The sequence below is a fragment of the uncultured Amaricoccus sp. genome (assembly GCF_937891315.1).
Classification (GTDB): Bacteria; Pseudomonadota; Alphaproteobacteria; order Rhodobacterales; family Rhodobacteraceae; genus Amaricoccus.
Window position 1 is genome coordinate 1 of the sequence record NZ_CALAGI010000126.1, and the last position, 20,898, is coordinate 20,898.

The following is a 20,898-nucleotide window of genomic DNA, read 5'->3' on the forward strand; positions in this document are numbered from 1 at the left end:
GCCACCTACGTCCGCGACCATCTCGATCCGCGGCTCAGGGCGCATGTCGAATATTCGAACGAAGTCTGGAACTGGCAGTTCAAGCAGGCGGGCTGGGCCTTCGACGCCGCCAAGGCGCGCTGGGGTCAGGAGGGCGACGCCTGGATGCAGTTCGCGGGCATGCGCGCCGCCGAGGTGGCGATGATCTGGGACGAGGTCTTCGGAACCGAGGCCAAGGCGCGGCTCGTGAAGGTGATCTCGACCCAGACCGGCTGGCTCGGGCTCGAGGCGCCGCTTCTCGACGCGCCGCTCTGGGTGGCGGAGGATCCGGAACACAACCGCCCCCCGGCCAGCTATTTCGACGCCTACGCCGTTACCGGCTATTTCAGTTCCGGTCTCGGCGAGGACATGAAGGCGCCGCTGGTCAAGGGCTGGATCGCCGACAGCCGGGCCGGGGCGGAAGCGGACGGCCGCGCCATGGGCCTCCGCGCGGGTGGCCTCGATGCCTATGTCGCCGCGCATCGCTACGACGCGGCGGTTGCCAAGGCGGCGGCGGAACTGCGCGACGGCTCGGTCACCGGCGATCCGGGCAGCTCGGTCGCCGACCTGCTCGGCCGGATGCTGCCCTATCAGGCCGAGGTCGCGCGCGCCCGCGGGCTCGATCTCATCATGTACGAAGGGGGCGCGCATGTGGTCGGACTCGGCAACTGGCCGAACGACGAGGAGTTGACCGCCTTTTTCAACTACCTCAGCTACACGCCGGAAATGGCCGGCCTCTACGGCACGCTGCTCGCCGGCTGGAAGGATCTTGGCGGCACCGCCTTCAACGCCTTCGTCGATATGGCGGGGCCGAGCAAATGGGGCAGCTGGGGCGCGCTGCGCTATCCCGGCGACGACAATCCGCGCTGGCAGGTGCTGGCGGATTTCAACCGCGACATGCCCGGCTGGTGGGAGGAGCGGTCGCCGGACACCTTCCTCAATGGCGTCTCATTGACCGGAGGCGCCGGCCCCGACCGCCTGCTCGGCACTGCGGAGGAGGACTTTCTGCTCGGTGGCGGCGGCGACGATTTGCTGATCTCCGGCGGAGGCGCCGACCATCTGCATGGTGGCCCCGGCAGCGATACCGTCCTGCTGCCCGGCCGGCGCGCCGACTATGTCTTCGCGCCCAACGGCGCCGCCATTGTCGCCACCGGTCCCGACGGCGCGACGCGACTCGTCGCCGTCGAATTCGCACGCTTCACCGAGGAGCCGGACACGGCCGTTCCCCTTTCCGGCCAGCGGGCCGAAACCGGTCCGCCCGCGAAGATCACACCGCCCTGACGCCGCGCTGATCCAAAGCAGTTCGCGGAACGCGAGCGGGCGAAACCTCGTCGGCTCCGCCCGCCCCCGGCGCCGCCGCCGTTCGCGCGACCGCGGCCCGATGTTCGCCCGCGGAAAACAGCGACGGATCCGGGCCGTCCGCATCCCCGCGCGTGACTTCGTTTCGGGGTTCCTCGCGCTTTCTACAGCCGAATCCGTGTCGCCCGGCTCAACCCTTCCTTGATCACCGCCCGCATCGCGCCCCGCGCGGTATCGTCGTCGCCGAGGCGGATCGCATCGACCACCGCGCGGTGCCGGGCCACGGTGCGCGTGTGCAGGTCGGTGTCGGGCAAGGGCGAACTGATGGCGAAGGTCATGGCCAGCGCCACCTCGATCACCGAACTGATCGAGCGCATCAGCGGATTGCCGGAGGCCTCGGCGATCGTCAGATGCAGTCGCAGATCGCCATCGACGAAATCCGTCGGCGAGGCCTGCGACGCCTCCATCACATCGATCCAGTGCCGGAGTTCCGCCACCTGCGCCTCGTCGCGGCGCGCGGCGGCGAGCGCGGCCGCCTCGGGTTCGAAGGCGAGCCGCATCTCGGCGAGATGGAGCAGGAAGCTCGCCTCCACCCCCGCCTCGACATGCCAGTAGAGCACGTCGGAATCAAAGAGGTTCCAGAACCGCCGATCCGTCACCCGCGTACCGGTCTTGGCCTTGGCCCGCACCATGCCTTTCGCCGACAGCGTCTTCAGCGCCTCCCGCAGAACCGTCCGCGACACCCCGAGCCGCCGCAGCAGCTCCGCGTCGCCGGGCAGCAGCGCGTTTTCGGCAAACTCGCCGCTCACGATCGCAAGGCCGAGCGTACGGAGCACGTGGTCATGTTGCGATTTCGACGGACGCGCGGCGAGCAGCGGATGCAGCCCGAGCGGGATCTGAATCAGGCGCGCGGGCTTCTCGCTGTGAGCCGTCATTTCCATCCCCGCTTCCCACCGCCCGCGAACACCCCGCGTCACGGATCCGAAAGGAACCGAGGGACGCGAAGAACAAGGAGGCGGCGGGAGGAAGTCATCATGTTTCCGGCAACCCGACAAGGGGCCGGGCGAGGCGGGCACCAGGGCGCGATAGTCCTGAGGCAGGCGCGGAGACGGATTGCAGGGATCACCTTATAGTTGTATTTTTGGTCAAGGCGCCGCGCTTTGACTCGGGCTCCCGCCTCGCCTATCCCTACCGAGCCGCAGGAGGTCGTGCATGTCGCTGAAACCGTGGATTCTCGGCCTTTGCCTCATGCTCCTGACGCCGCTGGCGGCGGTCGCCTTCGAGACCAAGGCCCGCTCGGCGCTGATCGTCGACGACGCCACCGGCATGGTGCTGTTCGCCAAGAACGCCGAGGCCGCGGAGCCGCCGGCCTCGATGTCGAAGCTGATGACGCTCTACATGCTGTTCGAGGCGATCCGCGACGGCCGGGTGACGCCGGAAACGACCTTCAATGTCAGCGCCCGGGCGCATGGCATGGCCGGATCGCGCATGTTCGCCGATATCGGCACCGACGTCCCGGTCAAGGATCTGATCCAGGGCATCATCGTCCAGTCGGGGAACGACGCCTGCGTCGTGGTGGCCGAAGGCCTCGCCGGCAGCGAGGATGAATTCGCGAAACAGATGACCCAGCGCGCGCATGAGATCGGGCTGAGCCACACAGTGCTGAAGAACGCCTCCGGCTGGCCGGCCGACGGCCATGTGATGAGCGCCGAGGATCTGGTCGCGCTGGCCCGGCGGATCATCCACGAATTCCCGGAGTACTACGACTATTTCAAGGAGACGGAATTCACCTGGAACGGCATCACACAGCCGAACCGCAACCCGCTGCTGAAGCTCGGCATCGGCGCCGACGGGCTGAAGACCGGCCACACCGCCGAGGCGGGCTACGGCCTCGTCGGCTCGGCGGTGCAGAACGGCCAGCGCATCGTTTTCGCGGTCAGCGGGCTCGGCGGGGTTCAGGAGCGGGCGGTCGAGACCGAGGCGCTGGTGAAATGGGCCTTCGGCTCGTTCGACACGGTGAAGTTCTTTTCCAAGGGCGAGCTCGTGACCCAGGCGCCGGTCTGGCTCGGCGAGACGGCGACGGTACCGCTGGTGGCGCCGACCGACATCCAGATGCTGGTGCCGCGCGCCGACCGGTCGCGGATGACGGCGCGGGTGGTCTATGACAGCCCGATCGAGGCGCCGATCACGGCCGGCCAGCCGCTCGGCGCGCTGGTGGTCGAACTGCCGGACCAGGCGCCTGCGCGGTTCGATCTCGTCGCCGGCGCCGACGCGCCGCGGGGCGGCCTCCTGACCCGGATCAGCGCCGCCGCCCGGCTGACGCGCGACCAGGCGGCGGCGCTTCTGCCCGGCCACGAATAGGCTGACATGGCGGGAGGGCGGTTCATCACCTTCGAGGGTATCGACGGCTCCGGCAAGACGACGCAGCTGCGCGCCCTCGCCACCCGGCTGCGCGAGAACGGGACGGCGGTCGTCGAGACGCGCGAGCCGGGCGGCGCGGAGGGGGCCGAGGCGATCCGGCGCCTGCTCGTCGAGGGCGACCCCGGACGCTGGTCGGCCGAGACCGAGATCCTGCTCTTCACCGCCGCGCGGCGCGATCATCTGGAACGGCGGATCGCGCCGGCGCTGGCGGACGGCGCGACGGTGCTCTGCGACCGGTTCGTCGATTCGACGCGGGTCTATCAGGGCGCGGCCCGGGCGGAGCTGCGCGGCACCGTCGATGCGCTGCATGCGCTGATGATCGGCATCGAGCCCGACCTGACGCTGATCCTCGATCTCGATCCGGGGACGGCGGTCGCCCGCGGCGCGGCGCGCGGCGGGGTGGAGGACCGGTTCGAGCGGTTCGGCCCCGCCTTCCAGGCGCGGCTGCGCGACGGCTTTCTCGCCCTCGCCGCCGAGTTCCCCGAGCGTTGCCGCGTCGTCCCGGCGGACGGCCCGGCCGAGACGGTCGCCGCGCGGGTGGCCGAGGCCCTGACATGAGCGTGGAGCCGCGCGAGCCGGATCGACTGCGGGGCGCGCCGCATCCGCGCGAAACGGCGACGCTGCGCGGCCAAGGGGCGGCGGAGGCGCGGTTTCTCGACGCGCTCGGCACCGGGCGGCCGCCGCACGGCTGGATGATCACCGGGCCGAGGGGCGTCGGCAAGGCGACGCTCGCCTGGCATATCGCGCGGCATCTGGTGGCCGGCGGCCGCGGCGACACGCTGTATATGGACCCGGCGGAGCCGGTGTTCCGTCGGGTCGCGGCGCTGGCCGCGCCGGAGGTGTTTCTCTGCCGCCGCCCCTGGGACGAGAAGACCCAGCGGCTGCGCACACGAATCACGGTGGACGAGGCGCGGGCGCTCAAGTCGTTCTTCCAGCTTTCGGCCACCGACGGCGGCTGGCGGGTGGCGATCGTCGATTCCGCCGACGAGATGAACGAGGCCGCCGCCAACGCGCTGCTGAAGATCCTGGAGGAGCCGCCGCCGCGCGCGGCGCTGCTGCTCGTCTGCGACCAGCCGGCGCGACTGCTGCCGACGCTGCGCTCGCGCTGCCGCGAGCTGCGCTGCGCGCCGCTGGCGCCGGACGACCTCGCCGCCGCGCTGCGGGACGCGGGCGCCGACGCGGGCGCGGTGGCTCCGGACACGCTCGCCACGCTGGCGGGCGGATCGGTCGGCGCGGCCTTCCGGCTGATCGAGCTCGAGGGCGTGGCGCTCCATGATCAGATCGCGACCCTGCTCGCCCGCGCGCCGGGGCTGGACGAGAACCGGGCGATCGCGCTCGCTGACTCCTGCGCCGGCCGCGACGCCGAGGCGCGCTATGACCTCGTGCTCGACCTCCTCACGCTCGCCTTGTCGCGACTGGCCCTGGTCTCGGCCGGCGCGCGTCCCAAGGCCGTCTCGCCGGCCGAGGCCGCGCTCTGGTCGCGGCTCGGCACCACGCCGGCCCAGGCGCGGCACTGGGCGGATCTCGTCGCCGAGACGGTCGAGCGCACCACGCATGCGCGCGCTGTTCATCTTGACCCCGCGCAGGTGATCCTCGATACCTGCCTCCGGATCGACACAGCGGCGGCCCAGGCGCTCGCAATAGCTGCGTAAACCCCGTTCCGCCCGAGTTTTCATGCCGACCACCCTCGTCGACAGCCACTGCCATCTGGATTTCCCGGATTTCTCCGGCGAGATCCCGGCGCTGGTCGGCCGCGCGGCGGCGGCCGGCGTCGGGCGCATGGTCACCATCTGCACCCGCCTGGCGCTTGAACCCGGTGTTCGCGCCATCGCCGAGGCGCATGAACCGGTCTTCTACGCCGCCGGCACCCATCCGATGTACGCGCATGAGGAGCCGCTCGCGACCGTCGAGGCGCTGACCGCCCTCGCCGCGCATCCGAAATTCGTCGGCATCGGCGAGACCGGGCTCGACTATCACTATACCGCCGAAAGCGCGGCGATCCAGGCCGAGAGCCTGCGCATCCATATCGAGGCCGCGCGGCGGACCGGACTGCCGCTCATCATCCACGCCCGCGACGCCGACGCCGACATGGCACGCATCCTCCGCGAGGAGCATGGCGCCGGCGCGTTTTCCTGCGTCATGCATTGCTTTACCTCCTCGGCGGAGCTGGCGGAAACCGCGCTCGGCCTCGGCTTCTATCTCTCGATCTCGGGCATCGCGACCTTTCGCACGGCCGGGGCGCTGCGCGATATCTTCGCCGCGGCGCCGCGCGACCGCCTGCTCGTCGAGACCGACAGCCCCTATCTCGCGCCCCTGCCCCATCGCGGCCGCCGCAACGAGCCCGCCTTCGTCGCCGACACCGCCCGCGCCATGGCCGCGACCCTCGGGCTGGAGCCGGACGAATTCGCCGTGCTCACCTCCGGCAATTTCGACCGGCTGTTTTCCAAGGCGGCGGCCTGATGGCGCGGCTGCGCGTCACCATCCTCGGCTGCGGGTCCTCCGGCGGCGTGCCACGCCTTGGTGGCGACTGGGGCGCCTGCGATCCGGCCGAGCCGCGCAACCAGCGCCGCCGCTGCTCGATCCTGATCGAGCGGATCGTGGGCGAGGCGCGGACCAGCGTGCTGATCGACACATCGCCGGACATGCGCTCGCAACTGCTCGACGCCGGCGTCGGCTGGCTCGACGGCGTCGTCTATACCCACGCCCATGCCGACCATGCGCATGGCATCGACGATCTGCGCATGGTCGTCTTCAACCGACGCGCGCGGCTGCCGGTCTGGGCCGACGAGGTGACGGCGGATTCGCTGCTCACCCGCTTCGCCTACGCCTTCGTTCAGCCGGCGGGCAGCATGTATCCGCCGATCCTCGATCTCTCGACCATCGCCGGTCCGTTCGAGGTGGACGGCCCCGCCGGCCCGATCTCCTTCCGGCCGTTCGCGGTCCGGCACGGGCGGATCGAGGCCCTGGGCTTCCGCTTTCACGGCATCGCCTATCTGCCTGATGTTTCGGATATTCCAGAAACCTCCTGGCCCAGCCTCGAAGGTCTGGATCTGTGGATCCTCGACGCGCTGCGCTATGCGCCGCATCCCTCGCACGTGCATCTCGCGCGCAGCCTCGAATGGATCGCCCGCGTCCGGCCGCGGCGGGCGGTGCTGACCAACATGCATATCGACCTCGACTATGCCACGCTTGCCAGGGAACTTCCGCCGGGTGTCGTTCCGGCCCATGACGGCCTGACGCTGGAGTTGGCGGTGTGATCGCGGCGATCTTCGCCGTCATCCTGCCGGTCTTTCTGGTCATGGGCGCGGGTTACGCCGCGACCCGCTCGGGGCTGTTTCCGCTCAGCGCCACCGAAGGGCTGATGAACTACACCCAGAATTTCGCGTTGCCCTGCCTGCTCTTCCGGGCGATCGTCGATCTCGACCTTTCGACGGCCTTCCGGCCGGCTCTGCTCGTTTCGTTCTATTCCGGTGCGTCGATTTCCTTCGTGCTCGGCATTCTCGGCGCGCGGCTGATCTTCCACCGCCGGGCGGGCGAATCCGTCTCCATCGCCTTCGCCGCGCTGTTCTCGAACTCGGTGCTGCTCGGCCTGCCGATCATGGAGCGTGCCTACGGGCCGGGCGCGCTGGCGCCGAATTTCGCGATCATCGCGATTCACGCGCCCTTCTGTTATCTCGTCGGCATCACCACGATGGAATTCACCCGCGCCGACGGCCGCGGGCTCGGCGAGACCGCGCGCTCCGTGGCGCGGGCGATGTTCCGCAACGCGCTGATGATCGGGCTCGCGATCGGTTTCGCCGTCAATCTCGGCCACCTGCCCTATCCCGAGCCGCTGCGCGGCGCGGTCGAGATGATCGCCGACTCCGCCCTGCCCGCCGCGCTCTTCGGCCTCGGCGGCGTGCTGTCGCGCTATGCGATCCGCGCCTCGCTCGGCGTGGCGACCATGATCTCCTTCCTGTCGCTGATCGTGCATCCGGGCGTGGCCTACATCCTGTCGCACTGGGTTTTCGCGCTGCCGCCGGAATTCGTGCGCGGCGCGGTGATGACGGCGGCGATGGCGCCGGGCGTCAATTCCTTTGTCTTCGCCAATCTCTACAATCGCGGCCAAGCCGAGGTGGCAAGCACCGTGCTGCTCGCCACCGGACTGACGGTCCTGACCGCCGCCGGCTGGCTCTCCATCCTCGGCGGGGTCCGGTAGCGGCGGGTTCAATAGTCGGCGAGCGCGCCGAAATCCATCGCCTCGATCAACTTGGTCTTCTTCTCGATCGGGGCGCTGCCCGAGACGCTGACCATCACCTTGTCCTTGACGATGCCTTGAAGCTCGCCGTCGTTCTGGGCGAATTCCACGCGATTGATGCGCAGCGGCTTGCCCCCTCCCACCGAGGCGAGGCCGCTGATCATCGCGCCCATGCCGCCGATCATCGGCGAATCCGCCATCAGCGAGATCTTCACGTCATCCGTGCCGTCGGAATAGGTCGCGCCGACCGTGGTGCCACCGCCGAAGATTGCCATGCCGATGGCCGCGTCGTCGGTATTGTCGTCCGTCCGCGTCCAGCCCGCCGGTGCCGGCGGCAGCAGCCGGCCGAGGGCGGAGGCCTTCTGGCTGTTCAGCAGCTTGGTCGCGTAGCTCAGATCCTCGCCCGCCGCCTTGACGTCACCCTCGCCATAGGCCTTGAGCGCGCTCTCCAGCGTGTCGGTGAATTCGTCGGCCGCGGCCGGAAGCACGCCGAGCAGCGACGCCAGCGCGGCGGAAAGCAGACGGTTCATGATATCCTCTTGGTTCCCGGAAAAGCCGCGCGAATGATATGCGATCCGCGACCGTCCGGGAAGCCGCGAGCGCGCCGCTAGCGCCCCCCGGCCCGAAGGCCGGCGAGCGCGTGGTCGAGGTCGCGGTGCAGGGTCTCGCGTTCCTCGGGGCTGAGGAAGGCGCCGAGTTCGATCTCGCGGCCATTGCCCTCGAGCGTCAGGTATTTCTCGATCCGCGCGTCCTCGATCAGCCGCAGCTTCACCCAGAACGGATTGGCGTGCCAGCGCCGCGCCGCGCCGCCCGGCTCGCGCCGCTCGACGGTGATGAGGTCGGGCCAGAGCCGCAGCTCCTCGGTCAGCCGGCCGTCGGCGTAGTTGCGCCGGATTGCGACATAGAGCGCGAGCAGCGCCGCCGTCGAGAACGGGACGAGGCCAAGTCCCGCCCGGGTACCGAGGAGCGGCACGATCGGCAGCGCCAGCCCGACGGCGACCACTCCCATCACCCAGGCGAAGCCGCGCCGGCTGAGCGAGCGGTTCGGCCAGAGCGTCAGCGCCATCAGCGGCGGATCGCACCGCTGAAACGGATCGGGGGCCGGCGCTTCCGCGCCGACCCCCGCCGGTCCGAGTACGATCGTCGCGGAGCGACGTTCGCCCATCAATGGTGTCCGCGGTTGTGGTCCCACATGTCCGGCGTCGGCAGCGTCACGAAGGTATGTTCCGGCGGCGGGTTCGACAGCGTCCATTCCAGCGTCTGGTCCGGCTGCGGGCCCCAGTAGGCGGGCTCGGTCACCCGCTGGCCATGGCGCAGCGTGTAATAGACGATGCCGAAGAAGAAGAGGAAGCTGAGGCCCGACAGGAACGCGCCCATCGAGGAGACGAAGTTCCACTGCGCGAATTGCTCGGGATAGTCGATATAGCGCCGGGGCATGCCCTGCCGCCCGAGGAAGTGCTGCGGGAAGAAGGTGAGGTTGGCGCCGAGGAACATCATCCAGAAATGCAGCTTGCCCGCCCATTCCGGATACTGCCGGCCCGACATCTTGCCGATCCAGTAGTAGATACCGGCGAAGATGCAGAAGACCGCGCCGAGGCTCATCACATAGTGGAAATGCGCCACCACGTAGTAGGTGTCGTGATAGGCCCGGTCGATCGCCGCCTGGCTGAGCACGACACCGGTCACGCCGCCGACGGTGAAGAGGAAGAGAAAGCCCATGGCCCAGAGCATCGGCGTCTTGAACTCGATCGAGCCGCCCCACATGGTCGCGATCCAGCTGAAGATCTTGATGCCCGTCGGCACGGCGATGACCATCGTCGCCAGCATGAAGTAGCTCTGCTGCGTGGTCGAGAGGCCGACGGTATACATGTGGTGCGCCCAGACCACGAAGCCGAGCGCGGCGATCGCGATCATGGCGAAGACCATCGGCAGATAGCCGAAGATCGGCTTGCGCGAGAAGGTGGAGATCACGTGGCTGATGATGCCGAAGCCCGGCACGATGATGATATAGACCTCCGGATGCCCGAAGAACCACAGGATGTGCTGATAGAGGATCGGGTCGCCGCCGCCGTCCGGCGCGAAGAAGGTGGTGCCGAAGTTGCGGTCGGTCAGCAGCATGGTGATCGCGCCGGCGAGCACCGGCAGCGCCAGCAGGATCATGAAGGCGGTGACCACGACCGACCAGGGGAACAGCGGCACCTTGAACAGGGTCATGCCGGGCGCGCGCATGTTGAGAAAGGTGGTGATGACGTTGATCGAGCCGAGGATCGACGAGGCGCCGGAGAGATGCACGGCGAAGATCGCGAGATCGGTCGACATGCCCGCTTCATGGGTCGAAAGCGGCGGATAGAGCACCCAGCCGATGCCGGAGCCGTTCAACCCGTCGCCGCCGGGAGTGAACAGCGACAGCACCGCGAGCGAGGTTCCGGCGAAATACAGCCAGTAGCTGAGGTTGTTCATCCGCGGGAACGCCATGTCCGGCGCGCCGATCATCAGCGGCATGAAATAGTTGCCGAAGCCGCCGAACAGCGCCGGGATCACCACGAAGAACATCATCAGGATGCCGTGGCCGGTGATCAGCACATTCCACAGATGCCCGTTCGGCACGCCGTCGATCAGCATGTACTGCACGCCCGGCTCCATGAGCTCGAGCCGCATGTACATGGTGAAACCGACCGAGACGAGACCGACGATCGCGGCGGTGAAGAGATAGAGGATGCCGATATCCTTGTGGTTCGTCGACATGAACCAGCGGGTGAAGAACCCCGGCTTCGCATGGTCCGCGTGGGCGTGGGCGGCGGCGTCTGCCATGTGATCCCTCCTGACAGCCTGGCTGACCGATTCCGCTCGCGGTTCCCGGCCTTATCCCGATTGTCTACTAGGCCGGCGGGAACGCCTCAAGAGCAGATAGGTCGCAGCGCGAAACCGGATTGTCCGGGGCGGCGGAATGCCTTGGCCCGCCTTACTGACCGCGCGGCGTCGTGAACGACGCCCGCCGACCCGCGCTTGACCGTTCCGGTCCCGCGCGGGAAAAGGCCCATCATGTCCGACGCGCCCTTTCCCGGCCCGCCTCGTCCCGGGCTCCCGCCGGAGCAGCTTCTCCCGGGCCAGCGGCTGGCGCGCGGTGTCTGCCGGCATCTGCGCGGCCTCGATTTCGCGCCGCTGGTCGAGTTCGCGCCGAACCCCGCGCTGCGGGTGGATGTGATGGCGCTCGGACCCCGGGGCGAGATCTGGATCGTGGAATGCAAGTCGAGCCGGGTGGACTATGTCTCGGACCAGAAATGGAGCGGATATCTCGAATGGTGTGACCGGTTCTTCTGGGCGGTGGATCTCGCCTTTCCGGTGGAGATCCTGCCCGAAGGGAGCGGCCTGATCCTCGCCGACGCCTACGATGCCGAGATCCAGCGCTGGCCGGGGACCAGGCCGCTGCCCGGCGCCCGGCGCCGCGCGCTGACCCAGCGTTTCGCGCGGGTCGCGGCGAGCCGGTTGGGGCAGTTCCTCGACCCGGATCCCGCGCGGGCCGAGTTGAGCTGACGCCATGAGCGACTGCCAGAACATCATGCTCGCCGGGGTGGCGCTGGTCGCCGATGGCAGCGGCGCGCTCTGGTGGCCGGAGGCGCGGCTGCTCTGCGTCGCCGACCTGCATTTCGGCAAGTCGGAACGGCTGGCGCGGCGGGGTGGCCCCCTGCTGCCGCCCTACGAGACCCGCGAGACGCTGGACCGGCTCGCGGCCGCGATCCGCCGCTACGCGCCCGCGACCGTGGTTTGCCTCGGGGACAGCTTCGACGACGACGCGGCGGTGCTCGACCCCGGCGACACGGCGCGGCTCGGCGCGCTGGCCGCCGGGCGGGACTGGGTCTGGATCGCCGGCAACCATGATCCCCGGCCAAGGGCGCTGGCCGGGAGCTGGTGCGACGAGTTGCGCCGCGACCCGCTCACTTTCCGCCACGAGGCCCGACCGGACGCCGAGACGGGCGAGGTGAGCGGGCATTATCACCCGAAGATCCGGGTCGCCCTGAAGGGCGCGCGCTTGTCGCGGCCCTGCTTTCTGCTTGATGCCCGGCGCCTGATCCTGCCCGCCTTCGGCGCCTTCACCGGCGGTCTTGACGCCCGCGCGCCCGCGCTCCGCGCCTTGCTGCGATGTCCCGCCCAGGCGATCCTGACCGGGTCGCCCTGCGTTCGCCTGCCCCTGACCGGCGCGCTGGCGGGCGCGTCCTGAGGGTCAGTCGCCTCGCGCGATCGCGGCGACCCTCTCCAGCGGAAGCGCGCGGACCATCGGATCGGCGTGGCGGTGGACCAACTCCCAGTCGGCGCCGTCCCGGCGATAGACCTGCGTCACGCGGAGCGACCAGTCCTGCGACGGCAGGCCATGGACCTCGATCCGCTGGCGCTCGACGAAGGCGAGGACGATGAGATCCTCGGATGCGTAGGCCTCCATGCCTTCGAGACGGGCGTCGCCGTTGCGATAGAGGCGCGACAGACGCGCCAGATAGTCCGGTCCGGAGTCGAAACCGCGGACGGTCGGTCCACCGAACGGCGCCATGAGGGTGACGTCATCGGCCGGACGGGCAAGTTCGTACCACTGCCGCGCCTCGCCGGTGTTGAAGGCGAGCGTCATCGCCTCGGTACGCCGTATCATTTCTTCGAGCGTTGGCGCCCCGGACCGGGGGGCGGCCGCGGGCGCGGCCTGTCGCTGATCGAACATGAGATCCTCTTGATGCTTCAAATGACATTGCTCGGGAAAATTCCGATCCCGACCGAGCCGCGCGGGACGAAACGGGATTTCTCACTTTCGACAAGATGAATCCAGTGATATGATTTCACGAATATGCTGCATCAGATCGATCTTTCCCGCGCGGACCTCAATCTGCTCGTGCTGTTCGAGATCGTCATGGAGGAACGCCATGTCGGCCGGGCGGCGCGGCGGCTGAACCTGTCGCCGTCGGCGGTCAGCCATGGGCTTGGCCGGCTGCGCGTCCTGCTGGGCGATCCCTTGTTTCTGCGGATGCCGCGCGGGGTGGTGCCGACCGACCGCGCGCGCGATCTGGCGGGACCGATCGCCGAGGTGCTCGCCCGGGTTCGCGGCGTCCTGGCCAGCGCGACGCCGTTCGACCCGACGCGCTCCACGCGACGCTTCGTCATCGGCGCCCCGGACGGCGCCTCGGCCACGTTTCTCGGCGCGCTGCTCGATCGGCTCGCAGCGGACGCGCCGGGCGTTGCGATCAGCGTCCCGCAACTCCTGCCGCGCGGGGGCGATGTCTCGGTCGCCCTCGCCTGGAGCGACGCGCTGGCCGATCTCGATGCGCGGGCGCTGGATATCGCGATCATTCCCCACGACGATTTCCCGGCCCGCTTCGCGCGCCGATCGCTCTATACGGAGGATTTCGTGATCGCCGCGCGCGCCGGCCATCCGTTCCTGCGCGAGCCGAGCCTCGACGCCTATCGCGCCGCGCGGCATCTCGTCGTCTCGCAGAGCGGCGATCCGCGCGGGTTCGTCGATGACGCGCTCGCCGATCAGAGCGCGGCGCGCCTGGTCGCGCTGACCGTGCCGAACTTCCTGTTCGCGCTCGCGGAACTGGCCGATAGCGACCTGATCTCGGCCTTGCCCCGGCGCTTCGCCGCGATGCATGGACCGCGATTCAGCGTCGCCCATGTCGAGCCGCCGATCGCGCTCCCCCGGTTCGATATGAGCCTGGTGACGCCTCGCCCGGCCTTGATGGACGCGGGCCTCGCGTGGATGGCCGGTCTCGTCGAGGCCGCCTGCCGATCTCACGCGGTCAGGTCGCGCGGCTCCTCCAGTGCGTGAAGCCGGCAGCAGGCGGTGACGGTATTGGCCAGCAGGCAGGCGATGGTCATCGGACCGACGCCGCCCGGGACCGGCGTGATCGCCCCCGCGACACCCAGAACACCCTCGAAATCCACGTCGCCGACGAGGCGCGGCTTGCCGTCGGGGCCTTCGATCCGGTTGATTCCGACGTCTATCACCGTGGCGCCCGGCTTGATCCAGTCGGCCCCGACCATCCGCGGTCGCCCCACCGCGGCCACCAGGATGTCGGCCCGCGCGCAGATCGCCGCGATGTCGCGGGTCCGCGAATGGGCGATCGTGACCGTGCAGCTCTCGCGCAGCAGCAGTTGTGCCATGGGCTTGCCGACAATATTCGACCGCCCCACCACCACCGCGTCGAGGCCCGAGAGATCGCCAAGACGGTCGCGCAGCAGCATCAGCGCGCCGAGCGGGGTGCAGGGCACCATCGCATTCTGCCCGGTCGCCAGCCGCCCGACATTGGAGATATGGAACCCGTCCACGTCCTTGGCGGGGTCGATCGCATTGATCACAAGGGCCGCGTCGAGATGCGGCGGCAGCGGCAGTTGCACCAGGATGCCGTGGATCGCCGCATCGCGGTTCAGCATGTCGATCAACGCCAGCAGATCGGCCTGGCGCGTCGTCGATTCCAGCCGGTGCTGGACCGAATGCATGCCCGCCTCGACCGTCTGGCGGCCCTTGTTGCGCACATAGATCTGGCTCGCCGGATCCTCGCCCACCAGTACGACGGCGAGCCCCGGGACGACCCCGCCCGCCTTGATCCGCGCCACTTCCTCGGCGACCCGGCCCCGGATCCGCGCGGCGAAGGCCTTGCCGTCGATGATCTCGGTCCCGGTCGCCGTCTCCGGTTTCGCGCCCGTCGTCATGGGTCTTTTCCTTCCGCCGAAAGGGCGCGCTCCTCCAGCGCGATCGACCAGTCGATCAGGCGCCGCCACAGCGCTTCCACCAGCGCCGGGTCGAGATCGCGCGCCGCCGCCTCGGCGCGGACCCGCGCCACGACCTCTTCCACCCGCTCCCCGATCCGCGCCGGCAGTCCGGCGGCGCGCTTGATTTCGGCGGCGCGGGCGATGTAGCCGCGGCGCGCGTCGAGCAGGCCGACGATCTCGGCGTCGAGCCGGTCGATCTCGGCGCGCAGTTCGGCCATGTCGGCGCAGGAGGCGGGTTCGCGTCGCATGACCACGGCCTATCCCGCGCGGTCCGGGGATGCAATCCGGCCGCCATGCGTCAGAACAGCCCTTCGACCTCGCCGAGCGGCCCGATGCGGATGGTTTCGGCCGCCGGAGTGCGCGGCAGGCCGGGCATAGTCATGATCTCGCCGCAGATCGCGACCACGAAGCCCGCGCCGGCCGCCAGCCGCACCTCGCGGATCGGCACGGAGAAGCCGGTCGGCGCGCCGCGCCGGGTCGGGTCGGTGGTGAAGGAATATTGCGTCTTGGCCATGCAGACCGGCAGGTGGCCGAAGCCCGCCTCCTCCCAGGCGCGGAGCTGTTCGCGCACGCGATCATCCGCAACCACCCCGTCGGCGCGGTAGATGCGCTTGGCGATCGTCTCGATCTTTTCCAGCAGCGGCATCTCGTCGGGATAGAGATAGTCGAATTGCGAGACGCCGGCGTCCGCGATCTCGGCCACCTTGCGCGCGAGTTCGAGGATGCCGTCCGACCCCTCGGCCCAGTGCCGGCAAAGGATGGCTTCCGAGCCGTGACCGGCAACGAAGGCTTTCACCGCCTCGATCTCCGCCTTGGTGTCGGTGGCGAAATGGTTGATCGCCACCACCGCCGGCACGCCGAAGCTCTTCACATTGGAGAGGTGGCGGCCGAGATTGGCGCAGCCGTGCCGGACGGCGGCCACGTCCTCACGACCCAGCGCCTCCTTGGCGACGCCGCCGTTCATCTTGAGCGCGCGGACCGTCGCGACGATCACCACCGCGTCGGGCCGCAGGCCGGCCTTGCGGCATTTGATGTTCATGAATTTCTCGGCGCCGAGATCGGCGCCGAAGCCCGCCTCGGTCACCACGAAATCGGCCAGTTTCAGCGCGGTCCGCGTGGCTATCACCGAATTGCAGCCATGGGCGATGTTGGCGAAGGGGCCCCCGTGCACGAAGGCGGAGTTGTTCTCCAGCGTCTGCACCAGGTTCGGCTGCATCGCCTGGGCGAGCAGCACGGTCATCGCCCCATCGGCCTTGACGTCACGCGCGGTCACCGGCCGCCTGTCGCGCGTGTAGGCCACGACGATATCGCCGAGCCGCTGTTCGAGATCGCCGAGGTCGCGGGCGAGACAGAGGATCGCCATCACCTCGGAGGCGACGGTGATGTCGAAGCCGCTCTGCCGGGGATAGCCGTTCGAGACGCCGCCAAGCGACAGAACCACGTCGCGCAAGGCACGGTCGTTCATGTCCATCACCCGGCGCCAGGTGACACGGCGCGAGTCGATGTCGAGATCGTTGCCCCAGTAGATATGATTGTCGATCATCGCGGCCAGCAGGTTGTGGGCACTGGTGATCGCGTGGAAATCGCCGGTGAAATGCAGGTTCATCTCCTCCATGGGGATGACCTGCGCGTAGCCGCCGCCGGCCGCGCCGCCTTTCATGCCGAAACAGGGGCCGAGCGAGGCCTCGCGGATACAGATCGCGGCGGCCCGGCCGATGGCGTTCAGCCCGTCGCCGAGACCGACCGTGGTCGTGGTCTTGCCCTCGCCCGCCGCGGTCGGGTTGATCGAGGTGACGAGAATCAGCTTGCCGTCCGGCCGGCCCTCGAGCCCGGCGATGAACTCGGCCGAGACCTTGGCCTTGTCATGGCCATAGGGCAGCAGATCCTCGGGCGGGATGCCGAGCCGCGCGCCGATCGCCTGGATCGGCAGCTTGCGCGCGGCGCGGGCGATCTCGATATCGGTCCGGGGGGCCATCGGCTCTTCGGAGGCGATTTCGATGTCGAGTTTGTGGATCATCTGCATCCTCGGCGCGTACGGGGCGGGTCCCCGCGAGACCGGCCGACAATAGCCGGGCGCGACCCGCTGCGCGACGGGCAATAGGTGCTATTGCCCGGAGGTTGTTCGGAAATTCGGCGGCGGAGGTCCGACGAGGGATTCTTGTGCCTCCGTGGCCGACGCACCGGGGGCGCCAAAAGGCCCGCCGGACCGACCCGTCGGGGTTTTCGAACGGACTCCGAGGTCCGGGACCGCTTCAGGGATCATCCAGCCGCGGTCGGGACTCGTCAGCGCCGCGCAGCCCTTCCAGCGCCGCGCGCGCGACGGGCGGAAGCTTCGTCGCCCGGGCATTGGCGCCGATCGCGACCAGCCGAACGGTCGAGCGGAACAGCGCCGTCCCGTCGCGCCAGACGTCCTGCCCCAGATCGACGCTCGATGCGCCGATCGCCAGCACCCGGGTCGTCACGCGGAGCCGGTCCTGGAACCGCGCCGGCGCGAGATAGTCGGCCTCGATCCGCCGGACGGCGAAGACCACGCCCAGTTCCTCGCGCAGCGCCCGCTGATCGACGCCGGCCTCGATCAGTGCTTCGGTCCGGGCGCGTTCGATGAAACGCAGGTAGTTGGCATAGAACACGATGCCGGCGAGGTCGGTGTCCTCGTAATAGACCCGCAGCCAGAAGCTCGCCTCGCCGCTCACGCCGACGGATGGCGCAGGGCGTGCACCCGGGCCTCCCCGTCGACTTCGCAGGCGTGGGTCCGATCGGTGCCCTGCCCGGTATCGGTGACCTCGATCACGGTCAGGCCGTCCGGCGCCGTCCCGCCCGGCCGCGTGGTCAGTTCGGCGACCGGGCGCCCGACATGGGCGGCGACGGCGGCGGCGCAGGCGCCCGCGAGATCGGCCGGCGGCGGCGCGGTCTGCTCGGCGCAACCCGCGAGCAGCGGCGCCAGCGCGGCGGCGCCTCCCAATGTGCCCAGCCAGCTGGTCAAATCGCGTTCCTGGTTCAGGTCGGCCGGGCGCTGTTTTCCGCGCCCGGCCGCGCCGGGTCAGAGTGGCTGAAAGGTCGAAACCGAGAGATCCGGCTCGACGACGCAGGTGAAGGACTGCTCTCCGACGACGGCGGTATAGATCGTGCCTCCGGTCTTGGTGCTCGCGGTCGGCGAGACGCTGACGACGGCGGCGTCGAGGCCGGTCGCGGTGGCGGCGGCGGCCGCGCAGGCTTCCTCGGCGGCGGTACGGGTCGGCGCCGGCGGCTCCTCCGGCTTCTTGGCGCAGGCGGCGATGCCGAGCGGCAGCGCGAGCGCCGCGCCCATCACGATCCAGCGCGTCGAGATCTTTGTCATTCCTGGGGTCCCCCGTTCCTGTCGACGGCCGCGTCTGAGCACGTCCGCGTGGCGACCCTGCCCCCGTCGATCCCGGTTGGCAATGACCGAGATCACCGACGGGCGCGCTTCCGCCGGTGCCGCTACTTGCCCGGACCGAAGAGATCGGGCTGTGGCGCGGGGCGCGGCGGCGCCAGGCCGAGATGGGTCCAGGCGCGCGTGGCGAGCATTCGGCCGCGCGGTGTGCGCTGGATCAGGCCCTGCTGCAGGAGAAAAGGCTCGATGACCTCCTCGATCGCGTCGCGCGCCTCGGACAGCGCGGCGGCGATGGTTTCGACCCCCACCGGCCCCCCGCCGTAATGCTCGGCGAGCAGGCCGAGATAGCGCCGGTCCGCGCCATCGAGGCCGAGGTCGTCGACCCCGAGCCGCGACAGCGCCACGTCGGCGATCTCGCGCGTGACCCTTCCCTCGCCCTCGACGATGGCGAAATCCACCACCCGGCGCAGCAGGCGCCCGGCGACGCGCGGCGTGCCCCGCGCGCGGCGCGCGATCTCGCGCGCGCCCTCCGGCGTCGCCTCGGCCCGCAGCAGGCGCGCGGCGCGGGTAACGATCTGGACAAGCTCGTCCACGTCGTAGAATTCGAGCCGCGTCGGGATGCCGAACCGGTCGCGGAGCGGCGTGGTCAGGAGGCCGAGGCGCGTCGTCGCCCCGACCAGCGTGAAGGGTTGCAGCTCGATCCGCACGGTGCGCGCCGCCGGCCCCTCGCCGATGACGAGATCGAGCTGGAAATCCTCCAGCGCGGGATAGAGGATCTCCTCGACCACCGGCGACAGGCGGTGGATCTCGTCGATGAAGAGCACGTCGCGCGCGTCGAGATTGGTCAGGATCGCCGCGAGATCGCCTGCCTTGGCCAGCACCGGCCCGGAGGTCATGCGGAAATTCACCCCGAGCTCGCGCGCCACGATCTGGGCGAGCGTGGTCTTGCCGAGGCCGGGCGGCCCGAAGAACAGGGTATGGTCCATCGCCTGCCCCCGCCGGCGGGCGCTCTCGATGAAGACCGCGAGATTTGCCCGCGCCGCCCGCTGGCCGACGAATTCCGCCAGTGTCTGGGGACGGAGCGCGCGGTCGAGATCCTCAGGCAGGGGATCGGGGCGCAGCGTGGGGTCCGGCTCGGAAACGGGCATGCTCTATCCCTTGGGCGCCAGGCGGCGCAGCGCCTCGCGGATCAGCGTCGAGGCCTCGAGCCCCGGCGCTTCCGCCTCGGCCACCGCCGCCGCCGCCTCGCCCGGAGCGTAGCCGAGATTGACCAGCGCCGACAACGCGTCCGCCCGCGCCGCGGCGCCCTCGTCCGCGCGCGGCGGCGGGGAAGCGGCGGAACCGGCGAGGGCGCCCGGCGTGGCGGCGCGAGCACCGGCCGCGCCCATCGCCATCACCGCCGGCGCCTTGGCGCGCAGCTCCAGCACCAGACGCTGGGCGATCTTCGGCCCGACGCCCGGCGCCGCCCGGATCGCGGTCGCGTCGCCGAGCGACAACGCCCGCGACAGCCCCTCGGTGCCGAGCGTGCCGAGGATCGCCAGCGCCGCCTTGGCGCCGACCCCCTGCACCGACACGAGGAGCCGGTGCCATTCCCGCTCGACCAGCGTGAAGAAGCCGATCAGCTGCAGCAGATCCTCGCGCACCACGAGCTCGGTATAGAGTGCGACCGGCTCGCCCGGCGCCGGCATCCGGGCCAGCGCGCGGTCGGAACAATAGACGAGATAACCGACGCCTCCGGTGTCGATCAGCACGTGATCCGGGCCGACATAGTCGATCCGGCCGCTGACCTTGCCGATCACGCGCCTGCCTCCGCCCGGTCGATCGCCGCGCCGAGCCGGCTCGCGAAGCGTGCGTGATGCGCATGGCAGAGCGCGATCGCCAGCGCGTCGGTCGCGTCCATCCCGGCGAGCGCCACGCCCGGCAGCTGCAGCCGGACCATATGCTCGACCTGCCGCTTCTCGGCGTGGCCGACGCCGACCACCACCTTCTTGACCGCGTTCGGCGCGTATTCGGCGACGGCGAGCCCGAAGAGCGCCGGAACAAGCAGCGCGATGCCGCGGGCCTGGCCGAGTTTCAGCGTACCGGCGGCGTCCTTGTTGACGAAGGTCTGTTCCACGGCGGCGGTGTCTGGCCGCCAGTGTCCGAGCACCAGCGTCAACTGGTCATGCAGGCTGCGCAGACGCGCGGCGAGCTCGATCCCCTCGGACTGGCAGACGCCGTTCGCCACATGACGCAGGCGCGTGCCCTCGACATCGACGATCCCCCAGCCGGTGCGGCGCAGGCCGGGGTCGATCCCTATGACGCGCATTGGCGTCCCTTCCGCTCTTGCCTCGGACACCTCCTAGCACGAAGCGCGAACATTCGCAAAGGCCTTCGATTCTCCGCGTTGCAACTCGCCGCGATAGCCGCTGGAAAATCCTTAACAAACGCCTACAGGCTCCGCGGCCATTGCATAGCTGGGATGCAGAACTGGCGATTGTTTGCGCAGTTTGAAAACTCTATCTAGGGGGTGTTCCGGGCGGTCTATCGCCGTGCTCGGGGAAGGAAAAGAAAATGTCGATCTACGAAACAAACCATGTGGTCCCGCTGGGATCGATCACCACGCTCCGCGTCGTAAACGCGTTCGAGCGCATGACCAACCTGTATCGCAGCTGGCGCGACGCCCGCGTCACCGGCGCGCAGCTTCGCAAGCTGTCGGACCTGCAGCTCGCGGACATCGGTCTGACCCGCGGCGAGATCGAGGATCTCGCGGAGTCGTTCGTCCGTCGCTGAGGCCGGTTCGAGCTTCGCCCAACGGCCGTCCCCCGGGGCGGCCGTTTTC

The 20,898-nt window shown here is 69.6% G+C and carries 24 protein-coding genes and 1 pseudogene; 11 read left to right on the forward strand and 14 right to left on the reverse strand.

The window, feature by feature from the left end; translation table 11 throughout:
- Nucleotides 1-1,299: pseudogene (locus Q0480_RS11615) on the forward strand (calcium-binding protein); the annotation flags it as partial.
- Nucleotides 1,300-1,481: 182 nt separating this feature from the next.
- Here the strand turns inward: Q0480_RS11615 and Q0480_RS11620 are convergent.
- The gene (locus tag Q0480_RS11620; RefSeq protein WP_299133087.1) at nt 1,482-2,252 is read right to left on the reverse strand and encodes a FadR/GntR family transcriptional regulator; all 771 of its coding nucleotides are present in this window, start codon (nt 2,250-2,252) and stop codon (nt 1,482-1,484) included.
- Nucleotides 2,253-2,529: 277 nt separating this feature from the next.
- Here Q0480_RS11620 and Q0480_RS11625 point away from each other — a divergent pair, with 277 nt between their 5' ends.
- The 6 genes from Q0480_RS11625 to Q0480_RS11650 are packed head-to-tail and all read left to right on the forward strand — an operon-like array spanning nt 2,530 to nt 7,936.
- Nucleotides 2,530-3,678 carry a D-alanyl-D-alanine carboxypeptidase family protein gene (locus Q0480_RS11625; protein WP_299133089.1) on the forward strand — a complete coding sequence of 383 codons (1,149 nt, stop codon included), beginning with the start codon at nt 2,530-2,532 and terminating at the stop codon, nt 3,676-3,678.
- A gap of 6 nt (nt 3,679-3,684) precedes the next feature.
- On the forward strand, nt 3,685-4,296 hold the full coding sequence (tmk, locus tag Q0480_RS11630; RefSeq protein ID WP_299133091.1) for a dTMP kinase: 612 nt from the start codon (nt 3,685-3,687) through the stop codon (nt 4,294-4,296).
- Complete coding sequence (locus Q0480_RS11635) at nt 4,293-5,390, forward strand: DNA polymerase III subunit delta' (protein ID WP_299133094.1); 1,098 nt, start codon at nt 4,293-4,295, stop codon at nt 5,388-5,390. The genes tmk and Q0480_RS11635 overlap by 4 nt, the downstream gene beginning before the upstream one ends.
- Nucleotides 5,391-5,412: 22 nt before the next feature.
- On the forward strand, nt 5,413-6,198 hold the full coding sequence (locus Q0480_RS11640) for a TatD family hydrolase (RefSeq protein WP_299133095.1): 786 nt from the start codon (nt 5,413-5,415) through the stop codon (nt 6,196-6,198).
- Nucleotides 6,198-6,995 carry an MBL fold metallo-hydrolase gene (locus Q0480_RS11645; protein ID WP_299133096.1) on the forward strand — a complete coding sequence of 266 codons (798 nt, stop codon included), beginning with the start codon at nt 6,198-6,200 and terminating at the stop codon, nt 6,993-6,995. Before Q0480_RS11640 ends, Q0480_RS11645 begins: the two co-directional genes overlap by 1 nt.
- Nucleotides 6,992-7,936: an AEC family transporter gene (locus Q0480_RS11650; protein WP_350460637.1), complete on the forward strand. Its 945-nt coding sequence runs from the start codon at nt 6,992-6,994 to the stop codon at nt 7,934-7,936. Before Q0480_RS11645 ends, Q0480_RS11650 begins: the two co-directional genes overlap by 4 nt.
- An 8-nt stretch (nt 7,937-7,944) precedes the next feature.
- On the opposite strand, the gene Q0480_RS11655 is transcribed toward Q0480_RS11650, so the two are convergent.
- From Q0480_RS11655 to Q0480_RS11665, 3 genes are all read right to left on the reverse strand, one after another.
- Complete coding sequence (locus Q0480_RS11655) at nt 7,945-8,505, reverse strand: hypothetical protein (protein ID WP_299133097.1); 561 nt, start codon at nt 8,503-8,505, stop codon at nt 7,945-7,947.
- Nucleotides 8,506-8,582: 77 nt separating this feature from the next.
- A complete protein-coding gene (locus Q0480_RS11660) occupies nt 8,583-9,140 on the reverse strand; it encodes a DUF2244 domain-containing protein (protein WP_299133098.1) in 558 nt (185 codons plus the stop codon).
- A complete protein-coding gene (locus Q0480_RS11665; RefSeq protein WP_299133099.1) occupies nt 9,140-10,786 on the reverse strand; it encodes a cytochrome c oxidase subunit 1 in 1,647 nt (548 codons plus the stop codon). The genes Q0480_RS11660 and Q0480_RS11665 overlap by 1 nt, the downstream gene beginning before the upstream one ends.
- A gap of 231 nt (nt 10,787-11,017) precedes the next feature.
- Between Q0480_RS11665 and Q0480_RS11670 the strand changes: the two genes are divergently transcribed.
- Together Q0480_RS11670 and pdeM are read left to right on the forward strand one after the other, a co-directional pair.
- A complete protein-coding gene (locus Q0480_RS11670) occupies nt 11,018-11,509 on the forward strand; it encodes an MmcB family DNA repair protein (protein WP_299133111.1) in 492 nt (163 codons plus the stop codon).
- 4 nt (nt 11,510-11,513) lie between these two features.
- Nucleotides 11,514-12,194 carry a ligase-associated DNA damage response endonuclease PdeM gene (gene pdeM / locus Q0480_RS11675; RefSeq protein WP_299133113.1) on the forward strand — a complete coding sequence of 227 codons (681 nt, stop codon included), beginning with the start codon at nt 11,514-11,516 and terminating at the stop codon, nt 12,192-12,194.
- Between the two features lie 3 nt (nt 12,195-12,197).
- On the opposite strand, the gene Q0480_RS11680 is transcribed toward pdeM, so the two are convergent.
- Nucleotides 12,198-12,614 (reverse strand): nuclear transport factor 2 family protein, encoded by a 417-nt coding sequence (locus Q0480_RS11680; protein ID WP_299133115.1) that lies wholly within the window; start codon nt 12,612-12,614, stop codon nt 12,198-12,200.
- 189 nt (nt 12,615-12,803) lie between these two features.
- On the opposite strand from Q0480_RS11680, the gene Q0480_RS11685 reads away from it, so the two are divergent.
- Nucleotides 12,804-13,781: a LysR family transcriptional regulator gene (locus Q0480_RS11685; protein ID WP_299133117.1), complete on the forward strand. Its 978-nt coding sequence runs from the start codon at nt 12,804-12,806 to the stop codon at nt 13,779-13,781.
- Here the strand turns inward: Q0480_RS11685 and folD are convergent.
- The 9 genes from folD to ruvC all read right to left on the reverse strand — a co-directional run bounded on the left by folD (nt 13,745) and on the right by ruvC (nt 20,385).
- Entirely contained in the window at nt 13,745-14,665 is a 921-nt protein-coding gene (gene folD, locus Q0480_RS11690) for a bifunctional methylenetetrahydrofolate dehydrogenase/methenyltetrahydrofolate cyclohydrolase FolD (protein WP_299133119.1), read from the reverse strand. The two genes, Q0480_RS11685 and folD, sit on opposite strands and share 37 nt — an antisense overlap.
- Nucleotides 14,662-14,973 (reverse strand): chorismate mutase, encoded by a 312-nt coding sequence (locus tag Q0480_RS11695; protein ID WP_299133120.1) that lies wholly within the window; start codon nt 14,971-14,973, stop codon nt 14,662-14,664. Before Q0480_RS11695 ends, folD begins: the two co-directional genes overlap by 4 nt.
- Before the next feature lie 50 nt (nt 14,974-15,023).
- On the reverse strand, nt 15,024-16,700 hold the full coding sequence (locus Q0480_RS11700) for a formate--tetrahydrofolate ligase (protein WP_299133154.1): 1,677 nt from the start codon (nt 16,698-16,700) through the stop codon (nt 15,024-15,026).
- A gap of 277 nt (nt 16,701-16,977) precedes the next feature.
- Entirely contained in the window at nt 16,978-17,418 is a 441-nt protein-coding gene (locus Q0480_RS11705) for a YbgC/FadM family acyl-CoA thioesterase (protein WP_299133122.1), read from the reverse strand.
- Nucleotides 17,415-17,708: a hypothetical protein gene (locus Q0480_RS11710; protein ID WP_299133124.1), complete on the reverse strand. Its 294-nt coding sequence runs from the start codon at nt 17,706-17,708 to the stop codon at nt 17,415-17,417. Before Q0480_RS11710 ends, Q0480_RS11705 begins: the two co-directional genes overlap by 4 nt.
- 57 nt (nt 17,709-17,765) lie before the next feature.
- On the reverse strand, nt 17,766-18,062 hold the full coding sequence (locus tag Q0480_RS11715) for a hypothetical protein (protein WP_299133125.1): 297 nt from the start codon (nt 18,060-18,062) through the stop codon (nt 17,766-17,768).
- Nucleotides 18,063-18,184: 122 nt separating this feature from the next.
- The gene (gene ruvB / locus Q0480_RS11720) at nt 18,185-19,225 is read right to left on the reverse strand and encodes a Holliday junction branch migration DNA helicase RuvB (protein ID WP_299133127.1); all 1,041 of its coding nucleotides are present in this window, start codon (nt 19,223-19,225) and stop codon (nt 18,185-18,187) included.
- Nucleotides 19,226-19,228: 3 nt separating this feature from the next.
- Nucleotides 19,229-19,876, reverse strand: a complete 648-nt coding sequence (gene ruvA / locus Q0480_RS11725; protein WP_299133128.1) for a Holliday junction branch migration protein RuvA — start codon at nt 19,874-19,876, stop codon at nt 19,229-19,231.
- Entirely contained in the window at nt 19,873-20,385 is a 513-nt protein-coding gene (gene ruvC / locus Q0480_RS11730) for a crossover junction endodeoxyribonuclease RuvC (protein ID WP_299133130.1), read from the reverse strand. Before ruvC ends, ruvA begins: the two co-directional genes overlap by 4 nt.
- 245 nt (nt 20,386-20,630) lie before the next feature.
- On the opposite strand from ruvC, the gene Q0480_RS11735 reads away from it, so the two are divergent.
- Nucleotides 20,631-20,849, forward strand: coding sequence for a DUF1127 domain-containing protein (locus Q0480_RS11735; protein WP_299133132.1), 219 nt, complete (start codon nt 20,631-20,633; stop codon nt 20,847-20,849).
- The last annotated feature ends 49 nt before the right edge of the window (nt 20,850-20,898 follow it).